We start from the raw sequence: 25,286 nt of genomic DNA, 5'->3' as shown, positions 1-25,286 counted from the left end.
TAAAAATCAGTTTTTGGAGACGAGATGGACTTAGGATTAAAAGGTAAGGTTGCATTGGTCATGGCGTCTAGCCGTGGCTTGGGTCAGGCAATGGCTGTGTCATTGGCTAAAGAGGGTGTAAAGGTAGCCGTTACCGGTAGAAATGCTGAGGGTTTGAGTGAATCCGTAAGGTTGATAGAGGCGGCAGGCGGACAGGCTTTGGCACTGAATTGGGATCTATCCGATTCTTCGGTTATTGATAGCTTGGTCTCAAAAGTGGAGCAGGAGCTTGGCCCCATCGATATTCTGATTAACAACACAGGTGGGCCGCCGCCAACACCAGCAGCCGGTCAAGATCCGGCGCTTTGGCAAAAGAGCTTTAACGATATGGTTTTATCGCTCATTGCTATTACCGATCGAATACTTCCTGGCATGCGCCAGCGTAAGTGGGGCCGCATTATTACCAGCACCACTTCAGGTGCTATTGCTCCCATCAAAAATCTAGCTATTTCCAATACCTTACGCGCGGCATTGCTGGCGTGGTCTAAAACATTGGCTGCAGAAGTAGCTGCTGAAGGCATCACTGTTAACGTCATCATGCCTGGAAGAATTGCAACTGCTCGTCTGCGTCAGTTGGATGAAGCGCGCGCAAAGCGGGAAGGCACCAGCTATGAAGATGTTGTTAAAGCTAGCTTAAGACAAATTCCAATGGGTAGATATGGCGATCCCAAGGAGTATGGCGATGCCGCTGCATTTTTAGCCAGCCAAAATGCATCATTCATTACTGGTACCGTCATGCGTATTGATGGCGGGCAAATACAGGCAATTTGATTAAATCATTACTTCGTTTCTTGGGTGGTTTGAGACGTGATTTACGTTCAAGCGAGTTAGCTTGGCTATTCGTTGCCTTAACTCTTTCGGTAACAGCGTTATCTAGTGTCACTTTTTTAGCAGATCGAATGCAAAGGGCTTTTGCATTCGATGCCCGCCAACTCTTAGCTTCGGACTTGCTGATCGTTTCTGACCAGCCTTTACCCAATCTCTTTTTAGATGAGGCAAAGAGCAGGGGCCTACAGCTAGGTCAGACGATCGTGTTTCCGAGCATGGCAACTGTGGGCTCACATAGCAAACTCGCTTCACTTAAGGCGGTAAGCCCTCAATATCCTTTGCGTGGCGCTTTGCAGGTTCAATCCAAGGCCCAAGACAAGGCATTCAGTACTGGGCCCGCCCAAGGATCTGTTTGGGTTGATCCTGCAATGTTGGCGAGCTTGCATGCAAAGGAAGGTGATTCGATTCAGCTTGGTCAAAAAGTCTTTGTGATCGGTGGAATTTTAGAGCGCGAACTCGATCGTGGGGCAGGGTTCATGAACTTTGCCCCTCGAGTCATGATGTCAATCGCTGATCTCAGTGAGACCGGTCTCATCGGCCTTGGTAGCAGGGTGACCTATCGATTGTTATTGGCAGGTTCTGATAAGCAAATCCATTCTTATAGTGAATGGGCAAGTCAATATATTGAATCCGAGAGCATTAAGGGTGTTCGCATTGAAACTTTAGAGAATGCACAACCCTTGATGCGCAAAACACTTGAACGCGCAGATCGTTTTCTCTCCTTGATTGCTTTATTAACTGCGATGGTATCTGCGGTTGCTATTGCTTTATCGGCTCATCGCTATACCCGCAAACAGGCAAATACCTGTGCTGTTCTGAAATGCCTTGGAGCCAGCTCTACCATGATCCTTAGGCAACAAGGGCAGACTCTTTTAGCGCTTGGCTTCATAGCCGCATTGATGGGCTCTATTTTGGGTTACCTTGGCCAATATGTATTAACTCTTCTTTTGGGTAATCTAGTCTTAACAGAATTGCCCCCCGTCTCTTTTGGGCCAGTTCTTTGGAGTGTGCTGGTGGCCTGGTTTTTATTGTTTGGTTTTGCTGGCCCGGCAATGTTCAGTTTGGTAAAGGTATCCCCAATCAGATTGATTAGAAAAGAATTTGATGGCCTCGGCATCCCTACTATTTGGACTGCTCTATGTGGATTAACTGCGGCGGTGATATTGATCATGCTTGCGGCACGCGATTGGAAGCTAGCGTTATGGACATGCCTAAGTTTTGGGCTTGCTATTCTGATTTTTGCCTCTGTATCTTGGGGTATCTTAAAGTTTCTTTGCAGGATACGCACCCAAGGTTTTTCTCTAGGATTTGTTATTCTTGCTCAAGGCAGAAGAACAGGTCTTGCAGTGGTGCAAATTACAGCGCTCGGTATTGCTTTGATGGCGCTCTTATTGGTACTGCTCTTGCGAGCTGATTTCTTAAGCGCCTGGCAAGGCAATATACCGAGTGATGCGCCTAATCGCTTCATGATTAATGTTCAAGGCGATCAGAAGCGGGGGCTTACAGAGTCTCTTCAGAATGCAGGCGTTTCGGCTCCGCAGTTTTATCCAATGGTACGTGGCCGCTTGATTGAGGTGAATGGCAAAGACATCACGCCTAACGACTATGTAGAAGAAAATGCAAAGCGCTTAATCGATCGAGAGTTCAATTTATCGTATACAGATCAATTGCCATCAGGTAATCAAATCCTAACGGGTAAGTGGATTGAGGGCGATGCGCCGCAGATTTCCATGGAAACTGGCATCGCTAAAACCTTGAAACTGAAATTGGGCGATCAGTTAACCTTTGAGGTTGCCGGAGAAAAAATTGTTGCCCCAATTACTTCCTTGCGAAAGCTTGACTGGGGTTCAATGCGCGTGAACTTTTTCGTGATCATGCCGCCTGCTCAGTTGCAATCATTTCCGCAATCTTGGATTACCTCTTACTACCAATCGCCCAAACAAGAATCTTTGGATTTTGATCTAATCCAGGCCTATCCTAATTTAACTATTGTGGATGTTTCAGCCTCGCTGCAACAAATACAGGAAATATTGAATAAGCTTTCCTCAGTATTGGCTTTGCTATTGGCATTTACGATTGCAGCAGCGTTCTTGGTTTTAATGTCAGCGATCGCAGCTACTCAAGATGAGCGTTACAAAAATGCAGCCCTATTAAAGGCTTTGGGAGCCTCTCGAAATACCTTAGCTCAGATTGCGAATATTGAATTAGTCATGATTGGCTTGATAGCAGGGTTGCTAGCAGGCGTAGCCTCTGGTGCTGCAGCTTGGGCTTTAGGCTATTTCGTGATGGAGATTCCATTTAATGCCTTTGGAGGGGCCTTATTCATGGGCGTCGCATTTGGAATTAGCGCTTGCCTTGCATCTGGATACCGTTTTCAGAGAAGAATTCAGAAGGCGACTGCAGTGGAATGTTTGCGAGAAGCCTAAGTTAGAAAATCAAGACGCAGTTCTTAATTCAAGGTAACGAGGTTTTTGGGGAGCTCAACCAATCGTGTGCCAGCGAAGCGGTCTGGAAGGCTTTGTCGATATAGAAAACTCTGACGATCTAAATAGATGCTGAGTGGCCAAATTAACAAGGCTACAGTGAATAGCATTTCAATAATTTGCCATTTCTCTAAATGAAATGCCCATTGCAATAGTACGCAGGGAATGAGCCAGAGCGAGCCATAGACATAACGCCAAAAGGCTTGTTGTTTAGTGAGATTGAAACCGCCGCGTCCAACAAGGCGAACCCGCCATGTTTGCATGGCGAGAGTTTGACCAGATTTAGTCCAGTACCAAACAAAATAAATCCCCAGTACAGCATAGAGATATATAAATGTCAGCCAGCTGGGTAATGAGATACCTAATAGCATCCCCAAGCCAAGATTAGGGACTAGAAAAGTAAATGCAATGACGCCAAGCAATACGAGCTGTTCATAGAGGCAGCAAGACACTCGTCGCCAAAATTGAGGTGAGGGTAAGGCGTCTAATTCAGCAGGTGTCATGCGACCGCTTAATAAGGGGAGCCGGCTTCTGCATTAGAACCGGCACCATCTGCTGGCGCAGGTGCGCTCGGAGCAATGACGGCGGCGGGGAGAGCAGCCTTAGGTGAAATAGGATGTTGCTGAAGTGTTGGGGCATTGGCGGCAGTAGGCTTTTTCTTGAGCTCAGATTCAGCCAACTTTTTCTTTTGCTCATCACTCAGTTTTTGGTAGGCATACCATGCCTCCGCTTTTTTCTCTGCAGGGAATTTGAGGCTGGTGAGGTAGTTTTCCCGAGCAATGCGACGATCCTTCTGCGAAAGATTGGACCAGCTTGTCATGCGAGACTGAAGGCGCTCTTGATCTTGTGCGCTCATCTTAGGGTAAATGTTAGCTACCTGAATCCATTTTTTGCGACTATCAGGCAGCATGTAATCCCAGTCGCTTTCTAGCGGTGCAAGAATTTTCTGTTGCGCTGGCTTTAAACCATCCCAAGTGCCATCAGGTTTCTTTTCAGGAATGGCCGTAGCCTTTCCATGTGGAGCGCTAGGCGCTCCTTGTGCTAGTGCTGGACTCACCTGGGCGGCGCAGAAAAATGCCAACAGGGCAGCGCAAAAAACTTGACCTGTTCTAGTTCTCATAGACATCAAACGAGGCAAGATTATTTGCTGCGTAATAAGTCGGATTGGCTATCAGATTCGGAGAGAGGGCCGTTTTTGAGGAAGGCCATAAATCCACTGTCTGCATATGCATCAGGAGGCACATCATCAGACAAAAGAGCGGCATCCACTTCGGCGATGTCATTAATACGAGAATCATCTTGCCATTGGGCAATGCCAATCAGGCCAAATACAAGGACTACTAGCGGAGCAATCCAGCCAACGCTATCCCAAAGGCCATTAGATCCAGAGGTCAAATTACGCGACGAACCAGCTAAAACTTGCTTCTGAATGCGGATTTTTTCAGGTTTTCTAACAGAAAGGGCCTTCATACGTGCTGCATATAGGCGATCTTTCAGATGCTTGGGAATGCTCTGAGTACCTTGACGAAGCAGGGCAGCGCTAGCCTGGCCAAATTGGTCGACTTGGGTCTGGGTAAATTGGTCATCAAAGTGTTTCACAGCGTAATTCCTTTTAATTTCAATGCTTTAGCTAATGTCTGGGTGGCTCTAGAACAGTGCGTTTTGACGCTTCCTTCGCTACAACTCATTGCTTTGGCCGTCTCAGTAATGCTTAGCTCATCCCAATAACGCATCAGGAAGGCTTCTCGTTGACGTACAGGCAATTTAGATATTTCTGACTCAAGGGCCTGTAAAAGCTGACTTTTTTCAAGCTTTTGAGCCCCATCTTGGTGAATTTCACTGTCATCAGGGGCTGAAACGGACTCCAAAGGGTCAAAATCATCGCTTTCATCGGTCTTTTTGCCCATGTTGGAAAACAAGGTGACCCAGGTATTTCTAACCTTTTGCCTTCTAAACCAATCATGAATGCGATTTTGCAGAATTCTGGTGAATACCAGGGGAAGTTCTCCTGCTGGTCTATCACCGTATTTCTCGGCTAATTTGATCATGGCATCTTGCACGATATCCATCGCAGCATCGTCATCACGCACGGCGTAGACCGCCTGCTTAAAAGCACGCTGCTCAACACTACTGAGAAAGTCGGATAGTTCTTGGGCTGATGCCATGCAATGGATTAGACCTGAATCTGTAAGAATTGAGTCATTTTAGGGGATTGCTATAGAATATAGGGCTTACTACCTAGAATCTCATTCAAGAAGTGGTTTTTTCCGGTAGCAGCGCCGTTCGAACTCAGGCCAAAAGCAAGAGATAGAACAGACCAAACAATTTTTTGCCGAAAATTGCAAAGGACGAAAGAAAATGAATACAAGCAGCGCCGAATTTTTAGCTACTAAAGCTAACAAAGACACAACAAATACAAATCTCGTAGAAGCGCCTCCAGAAATGATTGGTGCTGAAATGCTCGTGCATGCCCTGCACAAAGAGGGTGTTGAATTTGTCTGGGGTTACCCAGGCGGATCCGTTCTCTTTATCTATGATGAAATTTTTAAACAAGATAAGTTCGAACATATTTTGGTTCGCCATGAGCAAGCAGCAGTTCATGCTGCCGATGGTTATGCGCGTGCAACTGGTAAGGTTGGCGTTGCACTAGTTACCTCTGGTCCTGGTGTTACCAATGCGGTGACCGGAATAGCAACCGCCTATACGGATTCGATCCCAATGGTGATCATCAGCGGTAACGTGCCAACGTACGCGATTGGTGAAGATGCTTTCCAAGAGGCTGATACCGTTGGTATTACTCGCCCAGTAGTGAAGCACAACTTCCTTGTGAAAGATGTTAAAGATCTTCCATTGGTTCTGAAGAAGGCTTTCCACATTGCACAGACAGGTCGCCCTGGTCCTGTATTGATTGATATTCCGAAGGACGTATCTGCAGCTAAAGGGCCATTCGTCTATCCAGAGACTCTGGAAATGCGCTCCTACAACCCTGTTGTAAAGGGTCACAGCGGTCAGATTCGTAAAGCGGTGGCGTTACTGCAAGAGGCAGAGCGTCCATACATCTATACCGGTGGTGGCGTAATCCTTTCTGATGCTGCTCCAGAGCTCAAAGAGTTTGCCGACTTACTCGGTTATCCAGTTACCAATACCTTGATGGGCTTGGGTGGTTTCCCTGGCACAAGTCCTCAGTTCTTGGGTATGCTCGGCATGCACGGCACTTATGAAGCCAATATGGCGATGCAACACAGTGATGTGTTGATTGCCATTGGCGCTCGTTTTGATGACCGCGTGATCGGTAATACACAACACTTTGCAAGTCATCCGCGCAAGATTATTCATATTGATATTGATCCTTCCGTTATCTCGAAGCGTGTCAAAGTGGATGTTCCTATTGTTGGCAATCTCAAAGAAGTATTGGTAGAGATGACTGCGCAATTGAAAGCTGCTGGCCCACGCAAGAATGGTGACAAAGTTGCTGCTTGGTGGGATCAGATTAATGAGTGGCGTAAAAAAGATTGTTTAAAGTACGACGAAGCCTCACAAATTGTGAAGCCGCAGTATGTGGTTCAAAAGCTGTGGGAGCTCACTGGTGGTGATGCATTTATTACCTCAGACGTAGGTCAACATCAAATGTGGGCAGCACAGTTCTATAAGTTTGATCAGCCGCGTCGTTGGATTAACTCAGGTGGTCTGGGTACCATGGGCGTAGGATTGCCTTATGCCATGGGTATCAAGAAAGCATTTCCGGATAAGGATGTATTCGCCATTACTGGTGAAGGCTCTATTCAGATGTGTATTCAAGAGCTCTCTACCTGCAAGCAATACAACACTCCTGTCAAGATCGTATCCTTGAACAACCGTTACTTAGGTATGGTTCGCCAGTGGCAAGAGCTCACCTATAACAAACGTTATTCCAGCTCATACATGGATTCTTTGCCTGACTTTGTGAAGTTGGCAGAGGCCTATGGTCACGTTGGTATGCGTATCGAGCAAAAATCCGATGTTGAGGGTGCGCTTAAAGAGGCAATTCGCTTAAAAGATCGTACGGTGTTTATGGATTTCCAGACTGACCCAGAAGAAAACGTTTGGCCTATGGTTCAAGCAGGCAAGGGTATTACTGAAATGCTTTTGGGTAGCGAGGATCTCTAATGCGACATATTATTTCTGTACTCATTGAGAACGAGCCGGGTGCCTTATCGCGTGTAGTGGGTTTATTTTCTGCGCGCGGTTACAACATTGACACTTTGAGTGTTGCGCCTACTGAAGACCCATCTTTATCTCGCATGACGATCGTCACATTTGGTTCTGATGACGTCATTGAGCAAATTACTAAGCACTTAAACCGTTTGGTTGAAGTGGTGAAGGTATTTGATTTAAGTGAAGGTCCACATATTGAGCGTGAGCTCATGATGATTAAAGTGCGCGCTGTTGGTAAAGAGCGCGAGGAGCTCAAACGTACTACCGATATCTTCCGCGGTCGCATCATTGATGTGACTGACAAGAGTTACACCATTGAGTTAACGGGTGATGGTGCCAAGTTGGATGCCTTTATTGATTCGATTGATCGCGCTTCGATTCTCGAAACTGTCCGTTCGGGCGGTTCTGGAATTGGTCGCGGTGAACGCATCCTCAAGGTTTAATTTTTTTTTAACTGATTACTGCATTAATTACATTTTCAATACAAGGAAAGAGCATGAAAGTTTTTTACGATAAAGACGCTGATTTGTCCCTCATTAAGGGCAAGAAAGTCACCATCATTGGTTATGGTTCACAGGGTCACGCACACGCATTGAATCTGAAGGATTCCGGCTGTAACGTTACTGTTGGTTTGCGTAAAGATGGCGCTTCCTGGAGTAAGGCTGCGAATGCTGGCTTGACAGTAAAAGAAGTTGGTGAAGCAGTTAAAGACGCAGACGTAGTCATGATGCTCTTGCCCGATGAGCAAATTGCTGATGTTTACAGCAAAGAAGTTCACGGCAACATCAAGCAGGGAGCTGCATTGGCGTTTGCTCATGGATTTAACGTTCACTACGGTCAAGTGCAGCCACGTGCTGACTTAGATGTGATCATGATTGCCCCTAAGGCTCCTGGTCATACAGTTCGTGGCACATACGCTCAAGGTGGCGGTGTTCCTCATTTGATCGCTGTTTACCAAGATAAATCTGGCTCCGCTCGTGATGTTGCGTTGTCTTATGCAACTGCAAACGGCGGTGGCCGTGCTGGCATTATCGAAACGAACTTCCGTGAAGAAACTGAAACTGATTTGTTCGGTGAGCAGGCTGTTCTTTGTGGCGGCGCAGTTGAATTGATCAAAGCCGGTTTTGAGACTTTGGTTGAAGCTGGTTACGCTCCTGAAATGGCTTACTTCGAGTGCTTGCATGAGCTCAAGTTGATTGTTGACTTGATCTACGAAGGTGGTATTGCCAATATGAACTATTCCATCTCTAACAACGCTGAGTACGGTGAATACGTTACTGGCCCACGTGTTGTGACTGAAGACACTAAGAATGCAATGCGTCAGTGCTTGAAAGATATTCAGACCGGTGAGTACGCTAAGAGCTTTATCTTGGAAAACAAAGCAGGTGCGCCTACTTTGATTTCACGTCGTCGTTTGAACGCAGAACATGACATCGAAGTTGTTGGTGCTAAATTGCGCGCCATGATGCCTTGGATTGCTAAGAATAAGTTGGTTGACCAGACTAAGAACTAAGCTAAAAGCTAAGCATCTACTAATAGCAGTTCAATAAAAGGCTCAGAACAAAGATGATGTATCCGCACCCCATTATTGCGAAAGAAGGTTGGCCGTATTTAGCGTTAGTGGGGGCATTGACTTTGCTAGTTCACTATTTAGGTGGGATAGCTTGGTCATGGCCTCTTTGGATCATTTTTTTCTTTGTTCTGCAGTTCTTTCGTGACCCACAGCGTATTCCTGCTTTAGGTCGCGATCTTGTTTTATCTCCGGCGGATGGACGGATTGTTGTCGTTGAAAAAACTAATGATCCGTATGCTGGTCGTGAAGCGCTCAAAATCAGCGTATTCATGAACGTATTTAACGTACACTCTAATCGTAGCGCGGTAAATGGCTTGGTGAAAGAGATTCAATACTTCCCCGGTAAATTTGTGAATGCAGATTTGGATAAAGCATCTACCGAGAACGAGCGAAATGCCGTTGTTATCGATGCCAATGGTCAAGTAGTTACTTTGGTCCAGGTTGCTGGCTTAATTGCCCGCCGTATTCTTTGCTACATTCATGTTGGCGATCGCCTCAAAGCAGGTGAGCGCTACGGATTTATTCGCTTTGGTTCACGAGTAGACATTTATTTGCCGCTCACTGCAGAGCCGCTAGTGAGCGTTGGTGATAAAGTATTTGCAACAAATACAGCCTTGGCTCGTTTGCCTGGTTTGGATTGATTCGAAATATTATTCACTGGGATATTCTTTGACTACATTTCGCCGTCGTGGTCGTATTGACCGTAGCCGCCTCTCTCAGAAACGTCTGACTTCTTCACAAGATCAATGGGCTGAAGACTTAGGTGATGGTATTGATTACGAAGTTGAGGAGTTGCATCCTCAAAAGCTCCGCCTACGCAGCAAGGGCATTTATCTTCTTCCAAACGCTTTTACAACCGCAGCTTTGTTTTGTGGCTTTTATGCGATTGTGAATGCAATGAATCACCAGTTTGAGATTGCGGCAATCGCCATTTTTGCTTCAATGGTATTGGACGGCATGGATGGGCGTGTGGCACGTATGACCAACACTCAAAGCGCTTTCGGTGAGCAGTACGATTCTCTTGCTGATATGGTCTCATTTGGTGTTGCGCCTGCATTGGTCGCTTATGAATGGGCATTAAAAGATTTGGGTAAGTGGGGGTGGTTGGCGGCATTTACATACTGTGCTGGCGCTGCCTTGCGATTGGCGCGCTTTAATGTGAATACCGGTGTAGTGGATAAGAAATTTTTTCAAGGCCTGCCAAGTCCTGCTGCAGGTGCATTAATGGCCGGCTTTATTTGGTTGGCTGATGATAATAAGATTCCAGTTCGCGATACAGCAATCCCTTGGATTACCTTCTTTATCGCCGTCTATGCCGGACTGACTATGGTTTCTAATGCTCGCTTTTATAGTGGTAAGGCCTTGGATGTCCGTTACCGCGTGCCATTTGGTGTGATGGTTTTAATGATCTTGACTTTTGTCTTAATATCCTCAAACCCGCCATTAACGCTGTTTGGTTTATTCGTGATTTATTCCATCTCTGGCTATGTAATTTGGGCTTGGGAGCGTCTCAGCGGTAAACGTTTTGGCTAATTCCCTATTTTTGGGGTATATTAATTCCATGTTGATGAATTTCTCGCCTTTAACTGGCCTCCTTCTGCTAGCACTAAGCCTAAGGCTTGGGGCGGGTAAGGCCTGAGTTAATGAGATAAAGCAGAATCATTAACCACCACATACCAGCCCCAGCTAATTGCTGGGGTTTTTGTTTTATGAGTTTGAGTTATCTGAAGAAGTTCAGAATTGTTTAAAACCGGAGAGTAGTGATGAGCGATAAAGTAATCATATTTGATACCACCTTGCGCGATGGTGAGCAATCACCAGGTGCATCTATGACCAAAGACGAAAAAGTACGCATTGCGCGTCAGTTAGAGCGTCTTAAAGTAGATGTGATCGAGGCAGGCTTTGCCGCTAGCTCGGAGGGTGACTTCCAGGCAATATCTGCAGTTGCAGCTGCCGTTAAGGACTCTATTGTTTGTTCATTGGCTAGAGCTAACGACAAGGACATCACACGAGCTGCTGATGCATTGCAAGCAGCAAACGCAAAACGTATCCATGCATTCTTGGCAACAAGTCCATTGCATATGGCCGTGAAATTACGCATGTCTCCAGAAGAGGTTTTAGAGCAGGCTAAGCGTTCCATTCGTTTTGCTCGTAACCTAGCTGAAGATATTGAATTTTCAGCTGAAGACGGTTATCGCTCGGAAATGGATTTCTTATGCAGAGTAGTTGAGGCGGTTATTAACGAGGGCGCATCTACCATCAACATTCCAGATACCGTAGGTTATGCCACTCCCGAGTTATATGGCGAGTTTATTAAGACCTTGCGAACCCGCGTGCCTAACTCTGATAAGGCCGTTTGGTCAGTGCATTGCCATAACGACTTGGGAATGGCTGTTGCCAATTCCTTGGCGGGTGTAAAGATTGGCGGCGCCCGTCAAATTGAGTGCACGATCAATGGCTTGGGCGAGCGTGCAGGTAATACTGCCTTAGAAGAAATTGTGATGGCCTTGCGGACCCGCAAGGACTACTTTGATATGGTCTGCGGTATTGATGCAACGCAGATTGTTCCAGCATCTAAATTGGTATCTCAGATCACCGGCTTTGTAGTCCAGCCTAACAAGGCGGTCGTTGGTGCAAATGCCTTTGCGCATACTTCAGGCATTCATCAAGACGGTATTTTGAAGAACCGCGATACTTATGAAATCATGCGCGCAGAAGATGTGGGTTGGTCTGCTAATAAGATTGTTTTGGGTAAGTTATCTGGCCGCAATGCCTTTAAGCAGCGCTTGCAAGAATTGGGAATCACCGTTGAAGCCGAGGCTGATTTGAATGAAGCCTTCGCCAGATTTAAAGCATTGGCTGACCAAAAGTCTGAGATATTTGATGAAGATATCATTGCAATCATGTCTGATTCTGCTGCTGCAGAAGAGGGTGAGCACTATAAATTTATTTCCTTAAGCCAGCACTCTGAAACTGGCGAGCGCCCTAAATCTCGCGTGACTTTTCGCATGGGTGATAAAGAGATGTGCTCTGAAGCAGAAGGTAATGGTCCAGTAGATGCGAGTTTGAATGCAATTGAAGAAATTGCGAAGAGTGGGGCAGAGCAGTTGCTCTATTCTGTCAATGCCATTACATCAGGTACGCAGTCTCAAGGTGAGGTGACAGTACGCTTGGCAAAAGGCGGTCGTATTGTGAATGGCGTAGGCACAGACCCAGACATCATTGCTGCTTCTGCAAAAGCCTATTTATCTGCTTTGAACAAATTGCATGATCCGAGTCAGGCCAAGCTCAATGCACAGATGACTCCTTAATCATTGAGTCATCTGCAAAGAGATTTACTTATTTAAGTCAGTGTTTTTATAGTACTTGGTGCCTTTGCCGGTGATTTCAGCGGCAATGCCAGAGTCTGTCAATTGGTACATTAAAACTCCCGGGGCAACTACGGTTGCATCCTGGTATGCGCCGCCATCTTTTTCGTATTTCGCAGCAGCAGTTACCTGGCCACCGAAAGTCCAGCCTGAGTTAATAAAGTCATTCATAGCCGTTTCAGTTTCAAATACAAAAATATTTTGGAATGATTTAATGCCAAGGCCCAAGCCAGCCTGAACTTCAGCCATATTCATGTAGACGGGCTTCTTGTTTGCCTTGTTAATCACAACGCCGCTACCAGTTCCGCCTCCTGCAATTAGAATTTTCATGCCGAAGTTACTAAAGGTCGCATAACCTACTGACTTTTCAATGAGATCCTTCGCTTTTGGCTGCGCCTCATAAAGTTGCTTCAGAATTGCTTGGTTTTTAATCAAAATGTCCTGGCGTTGCTCTGCAACCGTTTTATCTTGCCCAAAAAACGATCCAAACTGGGCATAGGCGGGCTGAAAAAGTCCGAATCCGAGGCAGAGAAATCCAATAAGTGAGCGATGTAGTAAGGACATATTTTATAAGTTATTGATTAATATGGGAAAAGTGTATTTATTTGACTAAATATAAGCCTACAGCATAACAAGTTCCATGGGGAATACGGTAAATACGTGCCGGCTCTGCTACAATTCGATGGCTTTGATTTTTAAAGCTTTTTTGTTTTATTTTGTTAATCACGCACGACACAGACTGGGTGAAAGCTCAAGTGTTCGCAAGTAAGGAGTATTAAAAATGGCAGTTGCTGATATTAAAACGGCGGAAATCGTCAAAGATAACGCGCGCAGCGCAAACGATACGGGTAGCCCTGAAGTTCAAGTTTCATTGCTCACAGCCCGCATCAATGAATTAACCCCCCATTTCAAGGCTAACGCTAAAGATCATCACAGCCGTCGTGGTTTGTTGAAGATGGTTTCACGTCGCCGTCGCCTCTTGGATTACCTCAAGGGCAAAGATTTGGATCGCTATCGCGCATTGATTGAGAAATTAGGTCTCCGTAAGTAATTCTTATCGGTATGCAATGCCATCTATCTTAGGGTTGTTTCTTCGCAGATTCAGTCTTAAGCAGATGGCATGTTTTTTTGGGCGCTTCAAGATTATTTGTGTAGGGGATTGTGTCATTCCAATGAGCTTCTGAAGGTGGATTCAGAGTCTCCCTGGAATGGCATCCCTTGTGATCTTAAATCGCTCCAGTGTTGTCGTGACACTGCTTTATCCCACGACAAGCGTAATGCTCATGTGAGCTTTGCGTGAACAATTTGGAGAAGATCAGAATGACTATGTTTAAAAAAGCAGTAAAGAGTTTTCAATGGGGCAACCATCAAGTAACAATGGAAACAGGCGAGATCGCTCGTCAATCTGGTGGTGCCGTTATCGTTAACGTTGATGACACAGTAGTAATGGGTACGGTAGTAGCCTCTAAGTCTGCAAAGCCAGGCCAGTCTTTTTTCCCGTTGACTGTTGACTACCTAGAAAAAACATACGCAGCAGGTAAGATTCCCGGCGGCTTCTTCCGTCGTGAAGGTCGTCCATCAGAAGGTGAGACATTGATCTCCCGTTTGATCGATCGTCCATTGCGTCCTTTATTCCCAGAAGGCTTCTTGAATGAAGTTCAAGTAGTGGTTCATGTGTTGTCTATCAACCCTGATGTTCCTTCAGATATTCCTGCTTTGATCGCTGCCTCTGCAGCATTGGCTATTTCAGGCATCCCATTTGCTGGCCCAGTTGGCGCAGCACGCGTTGGTTACGCTAATGGTCAATACCTCTTGAACCCAACTCGTACAGAGCAAGCCACTAGCGAACTCGATTTGATCGTAGCTGGTACACAAGCCGCTGTATTGATGGTTGAGTCTGAAGCAAACCAATTATCTGAAGAAGTGATGTTGGGTGCGGTTGTATATGGTCATGACCAAATGCAAACAGCCATCAACGCAATCAATGATTTGGTACGTGAAGCTGGTAAACCAGAGTGGGATTGGACTGCAGCACCTAAAGATGAGCCATTCATCGCTAAGGTAACTGCATTGGCTGAAGCGCCATTGCGGGAGGCTTATCAGATTCGTCAAAAAGGGGCTCGTTCAGACAAGCTCAAAGAAATTACTAAAGAAGTGGTTGCTAAGTTACAAGAAGAGGGTGATGTTGACGCAGTAGCTGTTAACGATATCTTGTTTGAAATCGAAGCGAAGATTGTTCGTAGCCAGATTTTGAACGGTGAGCCACGTATCGATGGTCGCGATACACGTACTGTGCGTCCGATTGAAATTCGTAACGGCGTATTGCCACGTACACACGGTTCTGCATTGTTTACTCGTGGTGAAACACAAGCTCTTGTTGTTGCTACTTTAGGTACTGCACGTGACGAGCAAATCATTGATGCGCTTGAAGGCGAGTACCGTGATCGTTTCATGTTCCACTACAATATGCCTCCGTTCGCTACTGGCGAAACAGGTCGTGTAGGTAGCCCAAAGCGTCGTGAAATTGGTCACGGCCGTTTAGCTAAGCGCGCATTGATTCCAGTCTTGCCAAGTGCTGAAGATTTTGCATACAGCATCCGTGTTGTTTCAGAGATTACTGAGTCCAATGGTTCATCTTCAATGGCTTCTGTTTGCGGCGGCTGTTTAGCAATGATGGATGCTGGTGTTCCAGTTAAAGCACACGTTGCTGGTGTAGCAATGGGCTTGATTCTTGACGGCAATCGTTTTGCTGTATTGACCGACATCTTGGGTGACGAAGATCACTTGGGCGATATGGACTTCAAAGTAGCGGGTACTGCTAACGGTATTACTGCGCTCCAGATGGACATTAAAGTTCAAGGTATTACTAAAGAAATTATGCAAGTGGCTTTGGCGCAAGCTAAAGAAGGCCGTTTGCACATCTTGAGCAAAATGCAAGAAGCAATGGGTTCAGTTCGTACAGAATTGTCAGCTCATGCCCCACGTATGGTTTCTTTCAAGATTCATCCAGACAAGATTCGTGAAGTAATCGGTAAAGGCGGCGCAACAATTCAAGCCTTGACCAAAGAAACTGGCTGCAGCATCGACATCAAAGATGATGGCACTGTAACAATTGCTTCTACTTCCGCTGAAGGTATGGCTGAAGCTAAAGCTCGTATCGAAGGCATTACCGCTGAAGCTGAAGTAGGTAAGATCTACGAAGGCCCAGTTGTGAAGTTGCTCGAATTCGGCGCTTTGGTAAACATTCTTCCTGGTAAAGATGGTCTCTTGCATATCTCTGAGATTTCTAATGAGCGTGTAAAAGAAGTTAAAGACTATTTGGCAGAAGGCCAAGTGGTTCGCGTGAAATTGCTTGCTGCTGATGAGCGTGGTCGTTTACGTTTGTCATTGAAGGCTGCGATGGCTGATGAGGGTGGCACGATTGCTCCTTTAGCTGGCGCTGCTGAAGCAACTCCTTCATCTGACGAAACGGCTTAAGTAAAAAGCGTCGGGAGTATTTATGCGTGTTATTGAAATTAAGGAGTTTGGTGCCCCAGAAATGCTGGTGCCAACTACTCGCCCTGATCCAGTAGCTCCTGCTGCTGGGACTGGTGAAATTTTGATCAAAGTTCTGGCAGCTGGAATTAATCGACCTGACGTTTTACAGCGTAAGGGTCATTACCCGGTTCCAGCTGGCGCATCTGATATTCCCGGTCTTGAAGTTGCCGGTGAAATCGTCGGCGGTGATTTAGCTCATCCTGACAACATATTTGGCTTAAAGCTGGGTGATAAGGTTTGCGCACTCGTTCAAGGTGGTGGTTACGCTGACTTGTGTACTGCGCCTGTAGCCCAGTGCTTACCTTACCCTAAGGGGTTTACTGACCAAGAGGCTGCAGCTTTGCCTGAAACGTTTTATACCGTATGGAGCAACGTCTTCATGCGTGGTCAACTGGCCGAAGGCGAAACTTTATTGGTTCAAGGTGGCTCCAGTGGTATCGGCGTGACTGCAATCCTGATCGCCAAAGCCTTAGGCCATAAAGTATTTGTAACTGCTGGTACGGATGAAAAATGTGCCGCATGTGTAGCATTGGGTGCTGATCTCGCCATCAATTACAAGACACAAGATTTTGTAGAAGAAGTGAAGAGGGCAACTGATGGCAAAGGCGTTAACGTCATTCTTGATATGGTGACTGGCGCTTATGTGCAAAAAGAAATTGACTGTCTTGCTGATGATGGACGCATTGTGATTATTGCAATCCAGGGTGGATCAAAAGCAGAGGTAAGCACCAATCAGATTTTGCGTCGTCGCCTCACGATTACTGGTTCAACCTTACGTCCACGCCCAGTTTCATTTAAGAAGCAAATTACCAAGCAGCTTTTTGAGAATGTTTGGCCTTTGCTCAATGCTGGCAAACTGAAGCCAGTCATTTATAAAACGTTTACGCTAGATCAAGCGGCAGATGCTCATGCATTGATGGAGTCATCCGAGCACGTTGGCAAAATTGTTTTAACTGTTTAGAAATATTCATTATCCCTATGCGACCACTCATCGTTATCGGCAATTGGAAAATGAATGGCAGTCTTGCGAGCAATCAAGATTGGATCAAGACCGTTGCTCGTGGCATGGAGAGTGGAATGCCATCTGGACGTAAATATGCGGTCTGCCCGCCATTTCCGTATTTATCCCAATGTGCACAGTTGATTAAAGAGCATTCATTGGCTTTTTTGAATCTAGGCGCACAAGACGCATCAGCCCATTGTTCGGGTGCTTATACCGGTGAGGTTGCGGCCTCAATGCTCAAAGAACTTGGTTGTACTTATGTCATCGTTGGGCACTCTGAGCGCCGTCAAATGCACCAAGAGGTTGATGAGGTCGTTGCTGCTAAAGCCCTCGAGGTATTGGACAATGGTATGACTCCAGTGATTTGTGTGGGTGAGACTGCTGATGAAAGAAATTCAGGTAGGGCGGAAGAGATTGTTTGTGCTCAAGTTGCAAAGCAGGCGGGTGTTTTGCAAGATCGTCTTGCTGACTGCCTAATTGCTTATGAGCCAGTATGGGCGATCGGTACAGGCAGAGTTGCCAGCGCCCAAGTTGCACAAGATATGCATCGCGCTATTCGTCTGCAATTGGCTGAATTTAATGAGGATGTTGCATCTCACGTTGGAATTTTGTACGGCGGCAGTGTCAAGCCTGACAATGCTGTTGAATTATTTGCCATGCCAGATATAGATGGTGGATTGGTTGGGGGAGCATCCTTGAATCCCCAGGACTTTCTAGCTATTTGTCAGGCATAGATTTTTTATTTGGAGATAAGCTGTGGAATGGTTTAAGACTTTATTGATCGTATTGCAGGTAATTTCAGCTTTGGCTGTCATTCTATTGGTGCTATTACAGCAAGGTAAGGGTGCCGATATGGGCGCAGCCTTTGGCTCGGGCTCTTCTGGTAGCCTCTTTGGCGCTAGTGGATCTGCTAATTTCTTGTCCCATACAACGGCTGTTTTTGCAGCAGTTTTCTTCCTTTGTACTTTAGGAATTACTTGGATTGGTAACAAGAAGGAAGTAAGTCCTGGTGTCCTCTCCGGAACTGTAGCCCCGGCGGCAACGCCAGCCGCTCCAGTAGCCCCAACACAGGATCCAAGTAAACCAGCAGTTCCTAAGTAAAACAGTAGGCTTTTACAGATTTTCTAGCCCAGAATTTGGGGTAGTGCACTTGTGCAATGCAGTAGAATTGATGAGTTTTGCAAGATGCCGACGTGGTGAAATTGGTAGACACGCTATCTTGAGGGGGTAGTGGCTTAGGCTGTGCGAGTTCGAGTCTCGCCGTCGGCACCAAAAAAGGGTATTGATGAGCGTTTTTTGCTCCAAATCAATGTCTTATGTAGTGGAATAAGTAATAATTTGTGTTTTTAGGAATTACCAGACAAACGAATCAGGGCTATTTTGAATCTCGCTAATTACTTTCCTGTTCTGCTTTTTATCCTCGTAGGTATTGGGGTGGGATTAGTCCCCATGTTCCTCGGAAAAATCTTGGCTCCTTCGAAGCCTGACGCTGAAAAACTCTCTCCATATGAGTGCGGTTTTGAAGCTTTCGAAGATGCGCGTATGAAGTTTGACGTGCGTTACTACTTAATCGCCATTCTCTTCATCCTGTTTGACTTAGAAACTGCATTCCTATTCCCATGGGGTGTAGCGCTACGTGACATTGGATGGCTTGGCTACGCCTCTATGGTGATTTTCTTATTGGAATTCATTGTGGGATTTGTATATATCTGGAAAAAGGGCGCTCTCGACTGGGAGTGATAGATATGGCATTAGAAGGCGTACTTAAAGAAGGTTTTGTAACTACCACTGCGGATCAGTTGATTAACTGGACGCGTAACGGCTCCTTATGGCCTATGACCTTTGGTCTGGCTTGTTGTGCGGTAGAGATGATGCATGCGGGCGCTTCCCGTTATGACTTGGATCGATTTGGCGTCGTATTTCGTCCATCTCCACGTCAATCCGATTTGATGATTGTCGCCGGCACTTTGTGCAACAAGATGGCTCCAGCACTCCGCAAGGTTTATGACCAAATGCCAGAACCACGTTGGGTAATCTCTATGGGTTCCTGCGCCAATGGCGGTGGTTATTACCATAACTCTTATTCAGTAGTACGCGGTTGCGACCGCATTGTGCCAGTCGATATTTATGTTCCAGGCTGCCCTCCAACTGCAGAAGCGTTGATCTATGGAATTATTCAGCTGCAATCTAAGATTGCTCGTACGAGCACGATTGCGCGGAAGGCTTAATTTATGTCAGATCGTTTAATTCAATTAGCAGCCAACTTAGAAAAAGTTTTAGGTAAGCGCGCTAAATCCATTGAGATTGCATTGGGTGAGGTGACTGTAGTTGTTAATGCGGACACTTATTTTGAATCTGCCATGTTGTTGCGTGATGATCCTTCGCTTGCTTTTGAGCAATTGATTGATCTATGTGGTGTTGACTATCAAGATTTCCGTGATGGAGCATGGAGCGGTCTGCGCTTTGGTGTTGTAAGTCATCTACTTTCTTTGGAACACAACTGGCGTTTACGTGTTCGTGTTTTTGCGCCCGATGATAGCTACCCATTAGTAGCCTCAATTACAGCAGTTTGGGCTGCTGCCAATTGGTTTGAGCGTGAAGCCTTCGATCTCTACGGCATTCTATTTGACGGTCACGAAGACTTGCGCCGCATTCTGACTGACTATGGCTTCATTGGTCATCCATTTAGAAAAGATTTCCCAATCAGCGGTAATGTGGAAATGCGTTATGACCCAGAGTTAAAACGTGTTGTCTATCAACCGGTCACGATTGAGGCACGAGAAATTACTCCACGCATTGTTCGTGAAGAGCAGTACGGAGGCCCGGTTTAAGTTATGGCACAAATTAAGAACTACACCCTCAATTTCGGTCCTCAGCATCCTGCTGCGCATGGCGTATTACGTCTAGTGCTTGAGCTCGATGGTGAAGTGATCCAGCGTGCTGACCCGCATATCGGTTTATTACATCGCGCGACAGAAAAATTAGCTGAAACACGTACTTGGATTCAAAACGTCCCCTACATGGATCGTTTAGATTATGTTTCCATGATGTCCAATGAGCATGCCTATGTCATGGCCATTGAAAAATTACTGCAAGTTGATGTTCCGTTGCGTGCTCAATATATCCGCGTGATGTATGACGAGCTCACTCGTTTGCTGAATCACTTGCTTTGGATTGGTTGTCATGGTCTGGACGTTGGTGCAATGGCTGTCTTCTTGTACGCTTTCCGGGATCGCGAAGATATCTTTGATATGTATGAGGCGGTATCTGGTGCACGTATGCATGCCGCTTACTATCGTCCAGGTGGCGTTTATCGTGACTTGCCTGATCAAATGGCTCAGTACACCAAGAACAAGATTCGCAGTGCATCTGCCATCAAGCGTTTGAATGAAAATCGTAGTGGCACATTACTTGATTTCATCGAGCAATTTACCAATGGGTTTGATGCCAATGTTGACGAGTATTGCAACCTCTTAACTGATAACCGTATTTGGAAGCAACGTTTAGTGAATATCGGTATTGTGACTCCTGAGCGCGCATTGCAGCTCGGCTTCACAGGTCCAATGCTTCGTGGTTCAGGTATCGAGTGGGATTTGCGTAAGAAGCAGCCATATGAAGTCTATGACCGTTTAGATTTTGATATTCCAGTGGGCGTGAATGGCGATTCTTATGATCGTTATTTAGTGCGCATGGAAGAAATGCGTCAATCTAATCGCATCATCAAACAGTGCGTAGCTTGGTTAAAGGCTAATCCAGGTCCTGTGATGAGCGACAACCATAAGGTTTCCCCACCAAAGCGTGTGGATATGAAAACCAATATGGAAGAGCTCATTCACCATTTCAAACTATTCACCGAAGGTATTCACGTTCCTGATGGCGAGGCTTACTCAGCTGTTGAGCATCCTAAAGGTGAATTTGGTATTTACTTAATTTCTGATGGTGCAAATAAACCCTATCGCATGAAGATTCGTGCGCCAGGATTTGTGCACTTGTCGGCAATGGACGAGATGTCACGTGGTCACATGTTGGCTGATGCAGTAACCATTATTGGTACCCAAGATATTGTGTTCGGGGAGATTGACCGCTAATAGGCGTGCCAAGGAATATTTAATGACTACGACTCTGCAACTATCCGATAAAACACTGGCTGATATTCATCGCAATATCGCCAAGTATCCCGCTGAGCACAAGCAGTCTGCTGTAATGGCCTGTTTAATCGCCGCTCAAACTGAGGTGGGCTGGGTTTCTCCAGAAGTTATTGAAACGGTTGCCCAGATTTTAGAAATGCCAAGCATTGCTGTTGATGAAGTAGCGACTTTCTACAACATGTACAACACCAAGCAAATTGGTAAATACAAATTGGTGATCTGCACTAATTTGCCATGCCAATTGACCCATGGTGAAACGGCAGCAACATATCTCAAAGAAACTCTAGGTATTGGCTACAACGAAACTACACCATGTGGAACTTTTACCTTGAAAGAGGGTGAGTGCATGGGGGCATGTGGAGACTCACCAGTGATGCTGGTGAATGACAAGCGCATGTGCAGCTTTATGAGCAAAGAAAAGATTGATGCTTTATTGAGTGAATTACGTGCAGAAGGGAAAGCAGTATGACCAGCTTGCACGATCGCCATATCAAGCCTTTAATCCTCGCTGGATTAAATGGTGATAACTGGCGTTTAAAAGATTACGAAAGTCGTGGTGGCTATCAACAATTACGTCGTTTAATTAATGACAAAGTTTCTCCTGATGCCATCATCGCTGAATTAAAAGCTTCTTCATTACGTGGTCGTGGAGGCGCAGGCTTTCCAACGGGTTTGAAGTGGAGCTTTATGCCCCGTCAATTCCCGGGACAAAAATATTTAGTTTGTAATAGTGATGAAGGTGAACCCGGTACTTTTAAAGACCGTGACATCATGCGCTATAACCCACACGCTTTGATTGAAGGCATGATCATCGGCGCTTACACAATGGGTATTACAGTTGGCTACAACTACATCCACGGTGAAATCTGGGATGTGTATTCTCGCTTTGAAGAGGCGCTTGAAGAAGCGCGAGCAGCAGGATATCTGGGTGACAAAATTTTAGGAAGCGATTTTTCCTTCCAGTTACACGCATCCCCAGGTTGGGGTGCTTATATTTGTGGTGAAGAAACGGCCCTGCTTGAATCTTTAGAAGGTAAGAAAGGGCAGCCACGCTTTAAGCCACCATTCCCGGCAAGTTTTGGTTTGTATGGCAAGCCAACAACCATTAATAACACTGAGACATTTGCTGCTGTGCCATTTATTTTGGCCATTGGCGGTCCAGCCTATTTAGAGCTTGGAAAACCCAATAATGGTGGAACCAAAATATTCTCGGTATCGGGTGACGTGGTTCATCCAGGCAACTATGAAATTCCGTTGGGTACTCCATTTTCAGAGCTCTTAAAGCTTGCTGGCGGTATGCGTGATGACAAAGCTTTGAAGGCTGTGATTCCTGGAGGATCTTCTGCGCCAGTTGTTCCTGGCGCGCAGATGATGGATCTGACTATGGACTACGACAGTATTGCAAAAGCAGGATCAATGTTGGGATCTGGCGCTGTGATCGTGATGAACGAAACCCGTTGTATGGTCCGTGCCTTGGAGCGTTTGTCTTACTTCTACCACGAAGAATCATGCGGTCAATGCACCCCATGTCGTGAAGGTACTGGTTGGTTATGGCGCATTGTTCATCGCATTGAACATGGTGAAGGACGTCCAGAGGACTTGGATTTGCTTAATGACGTAGCTGCCAATATTCAAGGTCGTACGATTTGCGCTTTAGGTGATGCAGCAGCAATGCCGGTACGTGGCATGTTGAAACATTACATGGATGAATTTGCCTATCACGTAGAACATAAGCGCTGCTTAGATTCTGCACAACCTTTATAAAGATTTAGAGCACGGGATATCTAAAAGTGAGCATGGTAGAAATCGAATTAGATGGTAAGACTGTAGAAGTTCCGCAAGGTTCGATGGTGATGCACGCCGCGAACAAGCTCGGCACCTACGTTCCTCACTTCTGCTATCACAAGAAGTTATCGATTGCCGCTAACTGCCGCATGTGTTTGGTTGAAGTAGAGAAGGCTCCTAAACCTCTACCCGCTTGTGCTACACCAGTAACTCAAGGCATGAAGGTGTTTACGCATTCTGCCAAAGCCGTAGAAGCCCAGCGTTCTGTCATGGAATTCTTGCTCATTAACCATCCATTAGATTGCCCAATTTGCGATCAGGGTGGCGAGTGTCAATTACAAGACTTAGCGGTTGGTTACGGAAAATCAAACTCACGCTACGATGAAGAGAAGCGTGTTGTCTTCCATAAAAATGTTGGCCCATTGATCTCCATGCAAGAGATGACACGTTGCATCCATTGCACTCGTTGTGTACGCTTCGGCCAAGAAGTTGCCGGCGTTATGGAGTTAGGTATGGTCAACCGCGGTGAGCATTCCGAGATCACCACCTTCGTTGGTCAGACGGTAGATTCAGAGCTGTCTGGAAACATGATTGATTTGTGTCCAGTTGGCGCTTTAACCAGCAAGCCATTCCGTTATGCAGCGCGTACATGGGAACTCGGACGTAAGCGTTCAGTTAGTCCGCACGATAGCTTAGGTGCCAACACTACAGTTCAGACTAAAGCTAATAAAGTCATGCGTGTAGTTGCTCTAGAAAACGAAGCCATTAATGAATGCTGGATTAGCGATCGTGATCGCTTCTCTTATGAAGGTTTAAATAGTTCTGACCGTGTAACCACACCAATGGTGAAGCAGGGCGGCCAGTGGTTAGAAACAGATTGGCAGTCAGCTTTAGATTATGTTGCTCATTCTCTGAAAACAATTTCAGCAGAAAGTGGTCCTGAGTCGATTGGTGCTTTAGCCCACCCAATATCTTCTACTGAGGAATTGCACCTCTTGCAAAAGTTAGTGCGTGGCCTTGGCTCCAATCAAATGGAAACTCGATTGCGCCAAGCTGATGTAAAAAATGCTGCAGCAGCGCCATGGTTGGGTATGCCAATCACCAAGATCAATGAATTGGATCGTGTATTAGTTATTGGTAGTTTCTTGCGCAAAGACCAGCCTGTATTGGCTGCTCGTATTCGTACTGCCAGCAAACGCGCCTTACAAGTATTTCGTATTGATGCGGGTGGTGATGACTGGTTGATTCCAAGTAGCGGTATTTCAGTAGCTCCAAGCGCATGGTTGAATGCATTGAGTGAAGTTGCACTTGCTGTTGCAAAAGCAAAATCAGTAACAGCGCCAGTTGGCACATTTAATCTAACCATTTCTCCTGCGGCGCAGATGATTGCCGATAGCTTGCTCTCTGGTGAGTCAAAGGCTGTATTGCTTGGTTCTGCTGCTATTGCGCATCACCACGCTTCTGACTTGCACGTCATGGCGCAATTTATTGCTGATCAGACTAGTGCTACCTTAGGCTTCTTGCCAGTTGGTGGCAATGCCGTTGGCGCATCTTTAGTGAATGCTAATGGCGTAGGTGTTGAGTCAGTCTTATCTGGCGAACGTCGCGCAGTGATCTTGATGAATATCGAGCCAGATTCAGATTTTCCAAATCCAGCAGCTGCTCGTGCGGCTTTGGCAAAGGCTAATACCGTTATTGCTTTGAGCGCTTATAAGAGTGCTGACTTGATGGAGGTAGCTGATGTCATTCTGCCTACTTCAGTGTTCTCAGAAACAGTCTCTACCTTTGTGAATTTAGAGGGAAGAGTTCAAACGGTACAGCCTTCAGTAAAACCTTTAGGTGATTCACGTCCAGCATGGAAAGTATTGCGTGTATTGGGTGGGCTCTTAGGTTTAGACGGTTTCTTGTTTAATGTTCCTGAGGAAGTCCTAGGAGAAGCATTGGACGATGGTTACTGCAATCGCTTAAATAACAAAGCTTCTAGCTCTTTGATTGCCAATGGAAATCTAGCGCCTTTCAATGGTCTCGAGCGTTTGGCAGATGTCAACATTTATGCTGGCGACCAAATCGTACGGCGTTCTTCAGCTTTGCAGTTAACGCGTGATGCTAAGCGCGGCAATCAGGTAGGCTTAAATAAAATCACTTTCGTTGAATTGGGTCTCAAAGAGGGTGATGCAGTGCGCGTTACCCAAGACTCTCATTCAGTTGATATGCCGGCAACATTAGAAGTGAATTTAGCGCCTGGAGCTGTCAGGATTTCTGCTGGCACCATGGCTAGTGCCAAATTGGGGTCGATGTTTGGTCCAGTAACTATTAGTAAGGCATAAG

General features: G+C 46.0%; 25 protein-coding genes and 1 tRNA gene. 21 read left to right on the top strand and 5 right to left on the bottom strand.

The window, feature by feature from the left end; translation table 11 throughout:
- Positions 1 to 24: 24 nt before the first annotated feature.
- Both ICN40_RS02385 and ICN40_RS02380 read left to right on the top strand, forming a co-directional pair.
- Positions 25 to 810 carry an SDR family oxidoreductase gene (locus ICN40_RS02385; RefSeq protein ID WP_216241858.1) on the top strand — a complete coding sequence of 262 codons (786 nt, stop codon included), beginning with the start codon at positions 25 to 27 and terminating at the stop codon, positions 808 to 810.
- Entirely contained in the window at positions 807 to 3,293 is a 2,487-nt protein-coding gene (locus tag ICN40_RS02380; RefSeq protein ID WP_216241856.1) for an ABC transporter permease, read from the top strand. Before ICN40_RS02385 ends, ICN40_RS02380 begins: the two co-directional genes overlap by 4 nt.
- A gap of 23 nt (positions 3,294 to 3,316) precedes the next feature.
- On the opposite strand, the gene ICN40_RS02375 is transcribed toward ICN40_RS02380, so the two are convergent.
- Genes ICN40_RS02375 through ICN40_RS02360 form a run of 4 tightly spaced genes read right to left on the bottom strand, consistent with a single transcriptional unit; the run spans position 3,317 to position 5,515 of the window.
- The gene (locus ICN40_RS02375) at positions 3,317 to 3,853 is read right to left on the bottom strand and encodes an RDD family protein (protein WP_216241854.1); all 537 of its coding nucleotides are present in this window, start codon (positions 3,851 to 3,853) and stop codon (positions 3,317 to 3,319) included.
- An 8-nt stretch (positions 3,854 to 3,861) separates the two neighbouring features.
- A complete protein-coding gene (locus ICN40_RS02370) occupies positions 3,862 to 4,476 on the bottom strand; it encodes a DUF3106 domain-containing protein (protein ID WP_072582503.1) in 615 nt (204 codons plus the stop codon).
- A gap of 14 nt (positions 4,477 to 4,490) precedes the next feature.
- Positions 4,491 to 4,949 carry a DUF3619 family protein gene (locus ICN40_RS02365; RefSeq protein WP_072582502.1) on the bottom strand — a complete coding sequence of 153 codons (459 nt, stop codon included), beginning with the start codon at positions 4,947 to 4,949 and terminating at the stop codon, positions 4,491 to 4,493.
- Positions 4,946 to 5,515 carry an RNA polymerase sigma factor gene (locus ICN40_RS02360; RefSeq protein ID WP_216241852.1) on the bottom strand — a complete coding sequence of 190 codons (570 nt, stop codon included), beginning with the start codon at positions 5,513 to 5,515 and terminating at the stop codon, positions 4,946 to 4,948. The genes ICN40_RS02365 and ICN40_RS02360 overlap by 4 nt, the downstream gene beginning before the upstream one ends.
- A gap of 193 nt (positions 5,516 to 5,708) precedes the next feature.
- Here ICN40_RS02360 and ICN40_RS02355 point away from each other — a divergent pair, with 193 nt between their 5' ends.
- The 6 genes from ICN40_RS02355 to ICN40_RS02330 all read left to right on the top strand — a co-directional run bounded on the left by ICN40_RS02355 (position 5,709) and on the right by ICN40_RS02330 (position 12,428).
- Positions 5,709 to 7,496: an acetolactate synthase 3 catalytic subunit gene (locus ICN40_RS02355; protein WP_216241851.1), complete on the top strand. Its 1,788-nt coding sequence runs from the start codon at positions 5,709 to 5,711 to the stop codon at positions 7,494 to 7,496.
- The gene (ilvN, locus tag ICN40_RS02350) at positions 7,496 to 7,987 is read left to right on the top strand and encodes an acetolactate synthase small subunit (protein WP_011902903.1); all 492 of its coding nucleotides are present in this window, start codon (positions 7,496 to 7,498) and stop codon (positions 7,985 to 7,987) included. The genes ICN40_RS02355 and ilvN overlap by 1 nt, the downstream gene beginning before the upstream one ends.
- Before the next feature lie 53 nt (positions 7,988 to 8,040).
- A complete protein-coding gene (gene ilvC, locus ICN40_RS02345) occupies positions 8,041 to 9,057 on the top strand; it encodes a ketol-acid reductoisomerase (RefSeq protein WP_046329933.1) in 1,017 nt (338 codons plus the stop codon).
- Between the two features lie 53 nt (positions 9,058 to 9,110).
- Complete coding sequence (locus ICN40_RS02340; RefSeq protein WP_215356902.1) at positions 9,111 to 9,758, top strand: phosphatidylserine decarboxylase; 648 nt, start codon at positions 9,111 to 9,113, stop codon at positions 9,756 to 9,758.
- Between the two features lie 28 nt (positions 9,759 to 9,786).
- Entirely contained in the window at positions 9,787 to 10,650 is an 864-nt protein-coding gene (pssA, locus tag ICN40_RS02335; protein ID WP_216241849.1) for a CDP-diacylglycerol--serine O-phosphatidyltransferase, read from the top strand.
- 230 nt (positions 10,651 to 10,880) lie between these two features.
- Positions 10,881 to 12,428: a 2-isopropylmalate synthase gene (locus tag ICN40_RS02330; protein WP_216241847.1), complete on the top strand. Its 1,548-nt coding sequence runs from the start codon at positions 10,881 to 10,883 to the stop codon at positions 12,426 to 12,428.
- Positions 12,429 to 12,452: 24 nt separating this feature from the next.
- Here the strand turns inward: ICN40_RS02330 and ICN40_RS02325 are convergent, their stop codons facing one another.
- Positions 12,453 to 13,049 carry a YSC84-related protein gene (locus ICN40_RS02325; protein ID WP_216241845.1) on the bottom strand — a complete coding sequence of 199 codons (597 nt, stop codon included), beginning with the start codon at positions 13,047 to 13,049 and terminating at the stop codon, positions 12,453 to 12,455.
- Between the two features lie 217 nt (positions 13,050 to 13,266).
- Here ICN40_RS02325 and rpsO point away from each other — a divergent pair, with 217 nt between their 5' ends.
- From rpsO to nuoG, 13 genes are all read left to right on the top strand, one after another.
- Complete coding sequence (gene rpsO, locus ICN40_RS02320; protein WP_011902897.1) at positions 13,267 to 13,536, top strand: 30S ribosomal protein S15; 270 nt, start codon at positions 13,267 to 13,269, stop codon at positions 13,534 to 13,536.
- Positions 13,537 to 13,805: 269 nt separating this feature from the next.
- The gene (gene pnp, locus ICN40_RS02315; protein ID WP_216241841.1) at positions 13,806 to 15,962 is read left to right on the top strand and encodes a polyribonucleotide nucleotidyltransferase; all 2,157 of its coding nucleotides are present in this window, start codon (positions 13,806 to 13,808) and stop codon (positions 15,960 to 15,962) included.
- 22 nt (positions 15,963 to 15,984) lie between these two features.
- Entirely contained in the window at positions 15,985 to 16,983 is a 999-nt protein-coding gene (locus tag ICN40_RS02310) for an NAD(P)H-quinone oxidoreductase (protein ID WP_216241839.1), read from the top strand.
- Between the two features lie 17 nt (positions 16,984 to 17,000).
- Positions 17,001 to 17,759: a triose-phosphate isomerase gene (gene tpiA / locus ICN40_RS02305; protein ID WP_216241837.1), complete on the top strand. Its 759-nt coding sequence runs from the start codon at positions 17,001 to 17,003 to the stop codon at positions 17,757 to 17,759.
- 22 nt (positions 17,760 to 17,781) lie between these two features.
- Entirely contained in the window at positions 17,782 to 18,126 is a 345-nt protein-coding gene (secG, locus tag ICN40_RS02300; RefSeq protein WP_215319874.1) for a preprotein translocase subunit SecG, read from the top strand.
- An 86-nt stretch (positions 18,127 to 18,212) separates the two neighbouring features.
- Positions 18,213 to 18,297, top strand: a tRNA-Leu gene (locus ICN40_RS02295).
- A gap of 108 nt (positions 18,298 to 18,405) precedes the next feature.
- Positions 18,406 to 18,765 (top strand): NADH-quinone oxidoreductase subunit A, encoded by a 360-nt coding sequence (locus tag ICN40_RS02290; RefSeq protein WP_012357790.1) that lies wholly within the window; start codon positions 18,406 to 18,408, stop codon positions 18,763 to 18,765.
- A 5-nt stretch (positions 18,766 to 18,770) separates the two neighbouring features.
- Positions 18,771 to 19,253: an NADH-quinone oxidoreductase subunit B family protein gene (locus tag ICN40_RS02285; protein ID WP_011902891.1), complete on the top strand. Its 483-nt coding sequence runs from the start codon at positions 18,771 to 18,773 to the stop codon at positions 19,251 to 19,253.
- A 3-nt stretch (positions 19,254 to 19,256) separates the two neighbouring features.
- Positions 19,257 to 19,856: an NADH-quinone oxidoreductase subunit C gene (locus ICN40_RS02280; RefSeq protein ID WP_216241835.1), complete on the top strand. Its 600-nt coding sequence runs from the start codon at positions 19,257 to 19,259 to the stop codon at positions 19,854 to 19,856.
- Between the two features lie 3 nt (positions 19,857 to 19,859).
- Entirely contained in the window at positions 19,860 to 21,113 is a 1,254-nt protein-coding gene (locus ICN40_RS02275; protein ID WP_072582489.1) for an NADH-quinone oxidoreductase subunit D, read from the top strand.
- 22 nt (positions 21,114 to 21,135) lie between these two features.
- On the top strand, positions 21,136 to 21,642 hold the full coding sequence (nuoE, locus tag ICN40_RS02270) for an NADH-quinone oxidoreductase subunit NuoE (RefSeq protein WP_216241833.1): 507 nt from the start codon (positions 21,136 to 21,138) through the stop codon (positions 21,640 to 21,642).
- Entirely contained in the window at positions 21,639 to 22,937 is a 1,299-nt protein-coding gene (gene nuoF, locus ICN40_RS02265; RefSeq protein WP_216241831.1) for an NADH-quinone oxidoreductase subunit NuoF, read from the top strand. The genes nuoE and nuoF overlap by 4 nt, the downstream gene beginning before the upstream one ends.
- 32 nt (positions 22,938 to 22,969) lie before the next feature.
- The gene (gene nuoG, locus ICN40_RS02260) at positions 22,970 to 25,285 is read left to right on the top strand and encodes an NADH-quinone oxidoreductase subunit NuoG (protein ID WP_216241829.1); all 2,316 of its coding nucleotides are present in this window, start codon (positions 22,970 to 22,972) and stop codon (positions 25,283 to 25,285) included.
- Position 25,286 lies beyond the last annotated feature (1 nt).

The sequence above is a fragment of the Polynucleobacter sp. Fuers-14 genome (genome assembly GCF_018882045.1).
Taxonomy (GTDB): domain Bacteria; phylum Pseudomonadota; class Gammaproteobacteria; order Burkholderiales; family Burkholderiaceae; genus Polynucleobacter.
The sequence above is the reverse complement of the archived record's forward strand: the minus strand, read 5'-3'. Positions and strand labels throughout refer to the sequence as shown.

What these genes read in the sequence shown, in the direction of transcription:
- ICN40_RS02385 (WP_216241858.1), top strand. Translation starts at nt 25, where the DNA reads ATGGACTTAGGATTAAAAGGTAAGGTTGCATTGGTCATGGCGTCTAGC.
- ICN40_RS02375 (WP_216241854.1), bottom strand. Translation starts at nt 3,853, where the DNA reads ATGACACCTGCTGAATTAGACGCCTTACCCTCACCTCAATTTTGGCGA.
- ICN40_RS02370 (WP_072582503.1), bottom strand. Translation starts at nt 4,476, where the DNA reads ATGTCTATGAGAACTAGAACAGGTCAAGTTTTTTGCGCTGCCCTGTTG.
- ICN40_RS02360 (WP_216241852.1), bottom strand. Translation starts at nt 5,515, where the DNA reads ATGGCATCAGCCCAAGAACTATCCGACTTTCTCAGTAGTGTTGAGCAG.
- ICN40_RS02355 (WP_216241851.1), top strand. Translation starts at nt 5,709, where the DNA reads ATGAATACAAGCAGCGCCGAATTTTTAGCTACTAAAGCTAACAAAGAC.
- ilvN (WP_011902903.1), top strand. Translation starts at nt 7,496, where the DNA reads ATGCGACATATTATTTCTGTACTCATTGAGAACGAGCCGGGTGCCTTA.
- ilvC (WP_046329933.1), top strand. Translation starts at nt 8,041, where the DNA reads ATGAAAGTTTTTTACGATAAAGACGCTGATTTGTCCCTCATTAAGGGC.
- ICN40_RS02340 (WP_215356902.1), top strand. Translation starts at nt 9,111, where the DNA reads ATGATGTATCCGCACCCCATTATTGCGAAAGAAGGTTGGCCGTATTTA.
- ICN40_RS02330 (WP_216241847.1), top strand. Translation starts at nt 10,881, where the DNA reads ATGAGCGATAAAGTAATCATATTTGATACCACCTTGCGCGATGGTGAG.
- ICN40_RS02325 (WP_216241845.1), bottom strand. Translation starts at nt 13,049, where the DNA reads ATGTCCTTACTACATCGCTCACTTATTGGATTTCTCTGCCTCGGATTC.
- rpsO (WP_011902897.1), top strand. Translation starts at nt 13,267, where the DNA reads ATGGCAGTTGCTGATATTAAAACGGCGGAAATCGTCAAAGATAACGCG.
- pnp (WP_216241841.1), top strand. Translation starts at nt 13,806, where the DNA reads ATGACTATGTTTAAAAAAGCAGTAAAGAGTTTTCAATGGGGCAACCAT.
- ICN40_RS02310 (WP_216241839.1), top strand. Translation starts at nt 15,985, where the DNA reads ATGCGTGTTATTGAAATTAAGGAGTTTGGTGCCCCAGAAATGCTGGTG.
- tpiA (WP_216241837.1), top strand. Translation starts at nt 17,001, where the DNA reads ATGCGACCACTCATCGTTATCGGCAATTGGAAAATGAATGGCAGTCTT.
- ICN40_RS02285 (WP_011902891.1), top strand. Translation starts at nt 18,771, where the DNA reads ATGGCATTAGAAGGCGTACTTAAAGAAGGTTTTGTAACTACCACTGCG.
- ICN40_RS02280 (WP_216241835.1), top strand. Translation starts at nt 19,257, where the DNA reads ATGTCAGATCGTTTAATTCAATTAGCAGCCAACTTAGAAAAAGTTTTA.
- ICN40_RS02275 (WP_072582489.1), top strand. Translation starts at nt 19,860, where the DNA reads ATGGCACAAATTAAGAACTACACCCTCAATTTCGGTCCTCAGCATCCT.
- nuoE (WP_216241833.1), top strand. Translation starts at nt 21,136, where the DNA reads ATGACTACGACTCTGCAACTATCCGATAAAACACTGGCTGATATTCAT.
- nuoF (WP_216241831.1), top strand. Translation starts at nt 21,639, where the DNA reads ATGACCAGCTTGCACGATCGCCATATCAAGCCTTTAATCCTCGCTGGA.
- nuoG (WP_216241829.1), top strand. Translation starts at nt 22,970, where the DNA reads ATGGTAGAAATCGAATTAGATGGTAAGACTGTAGAAGTTCCGCAAGGT.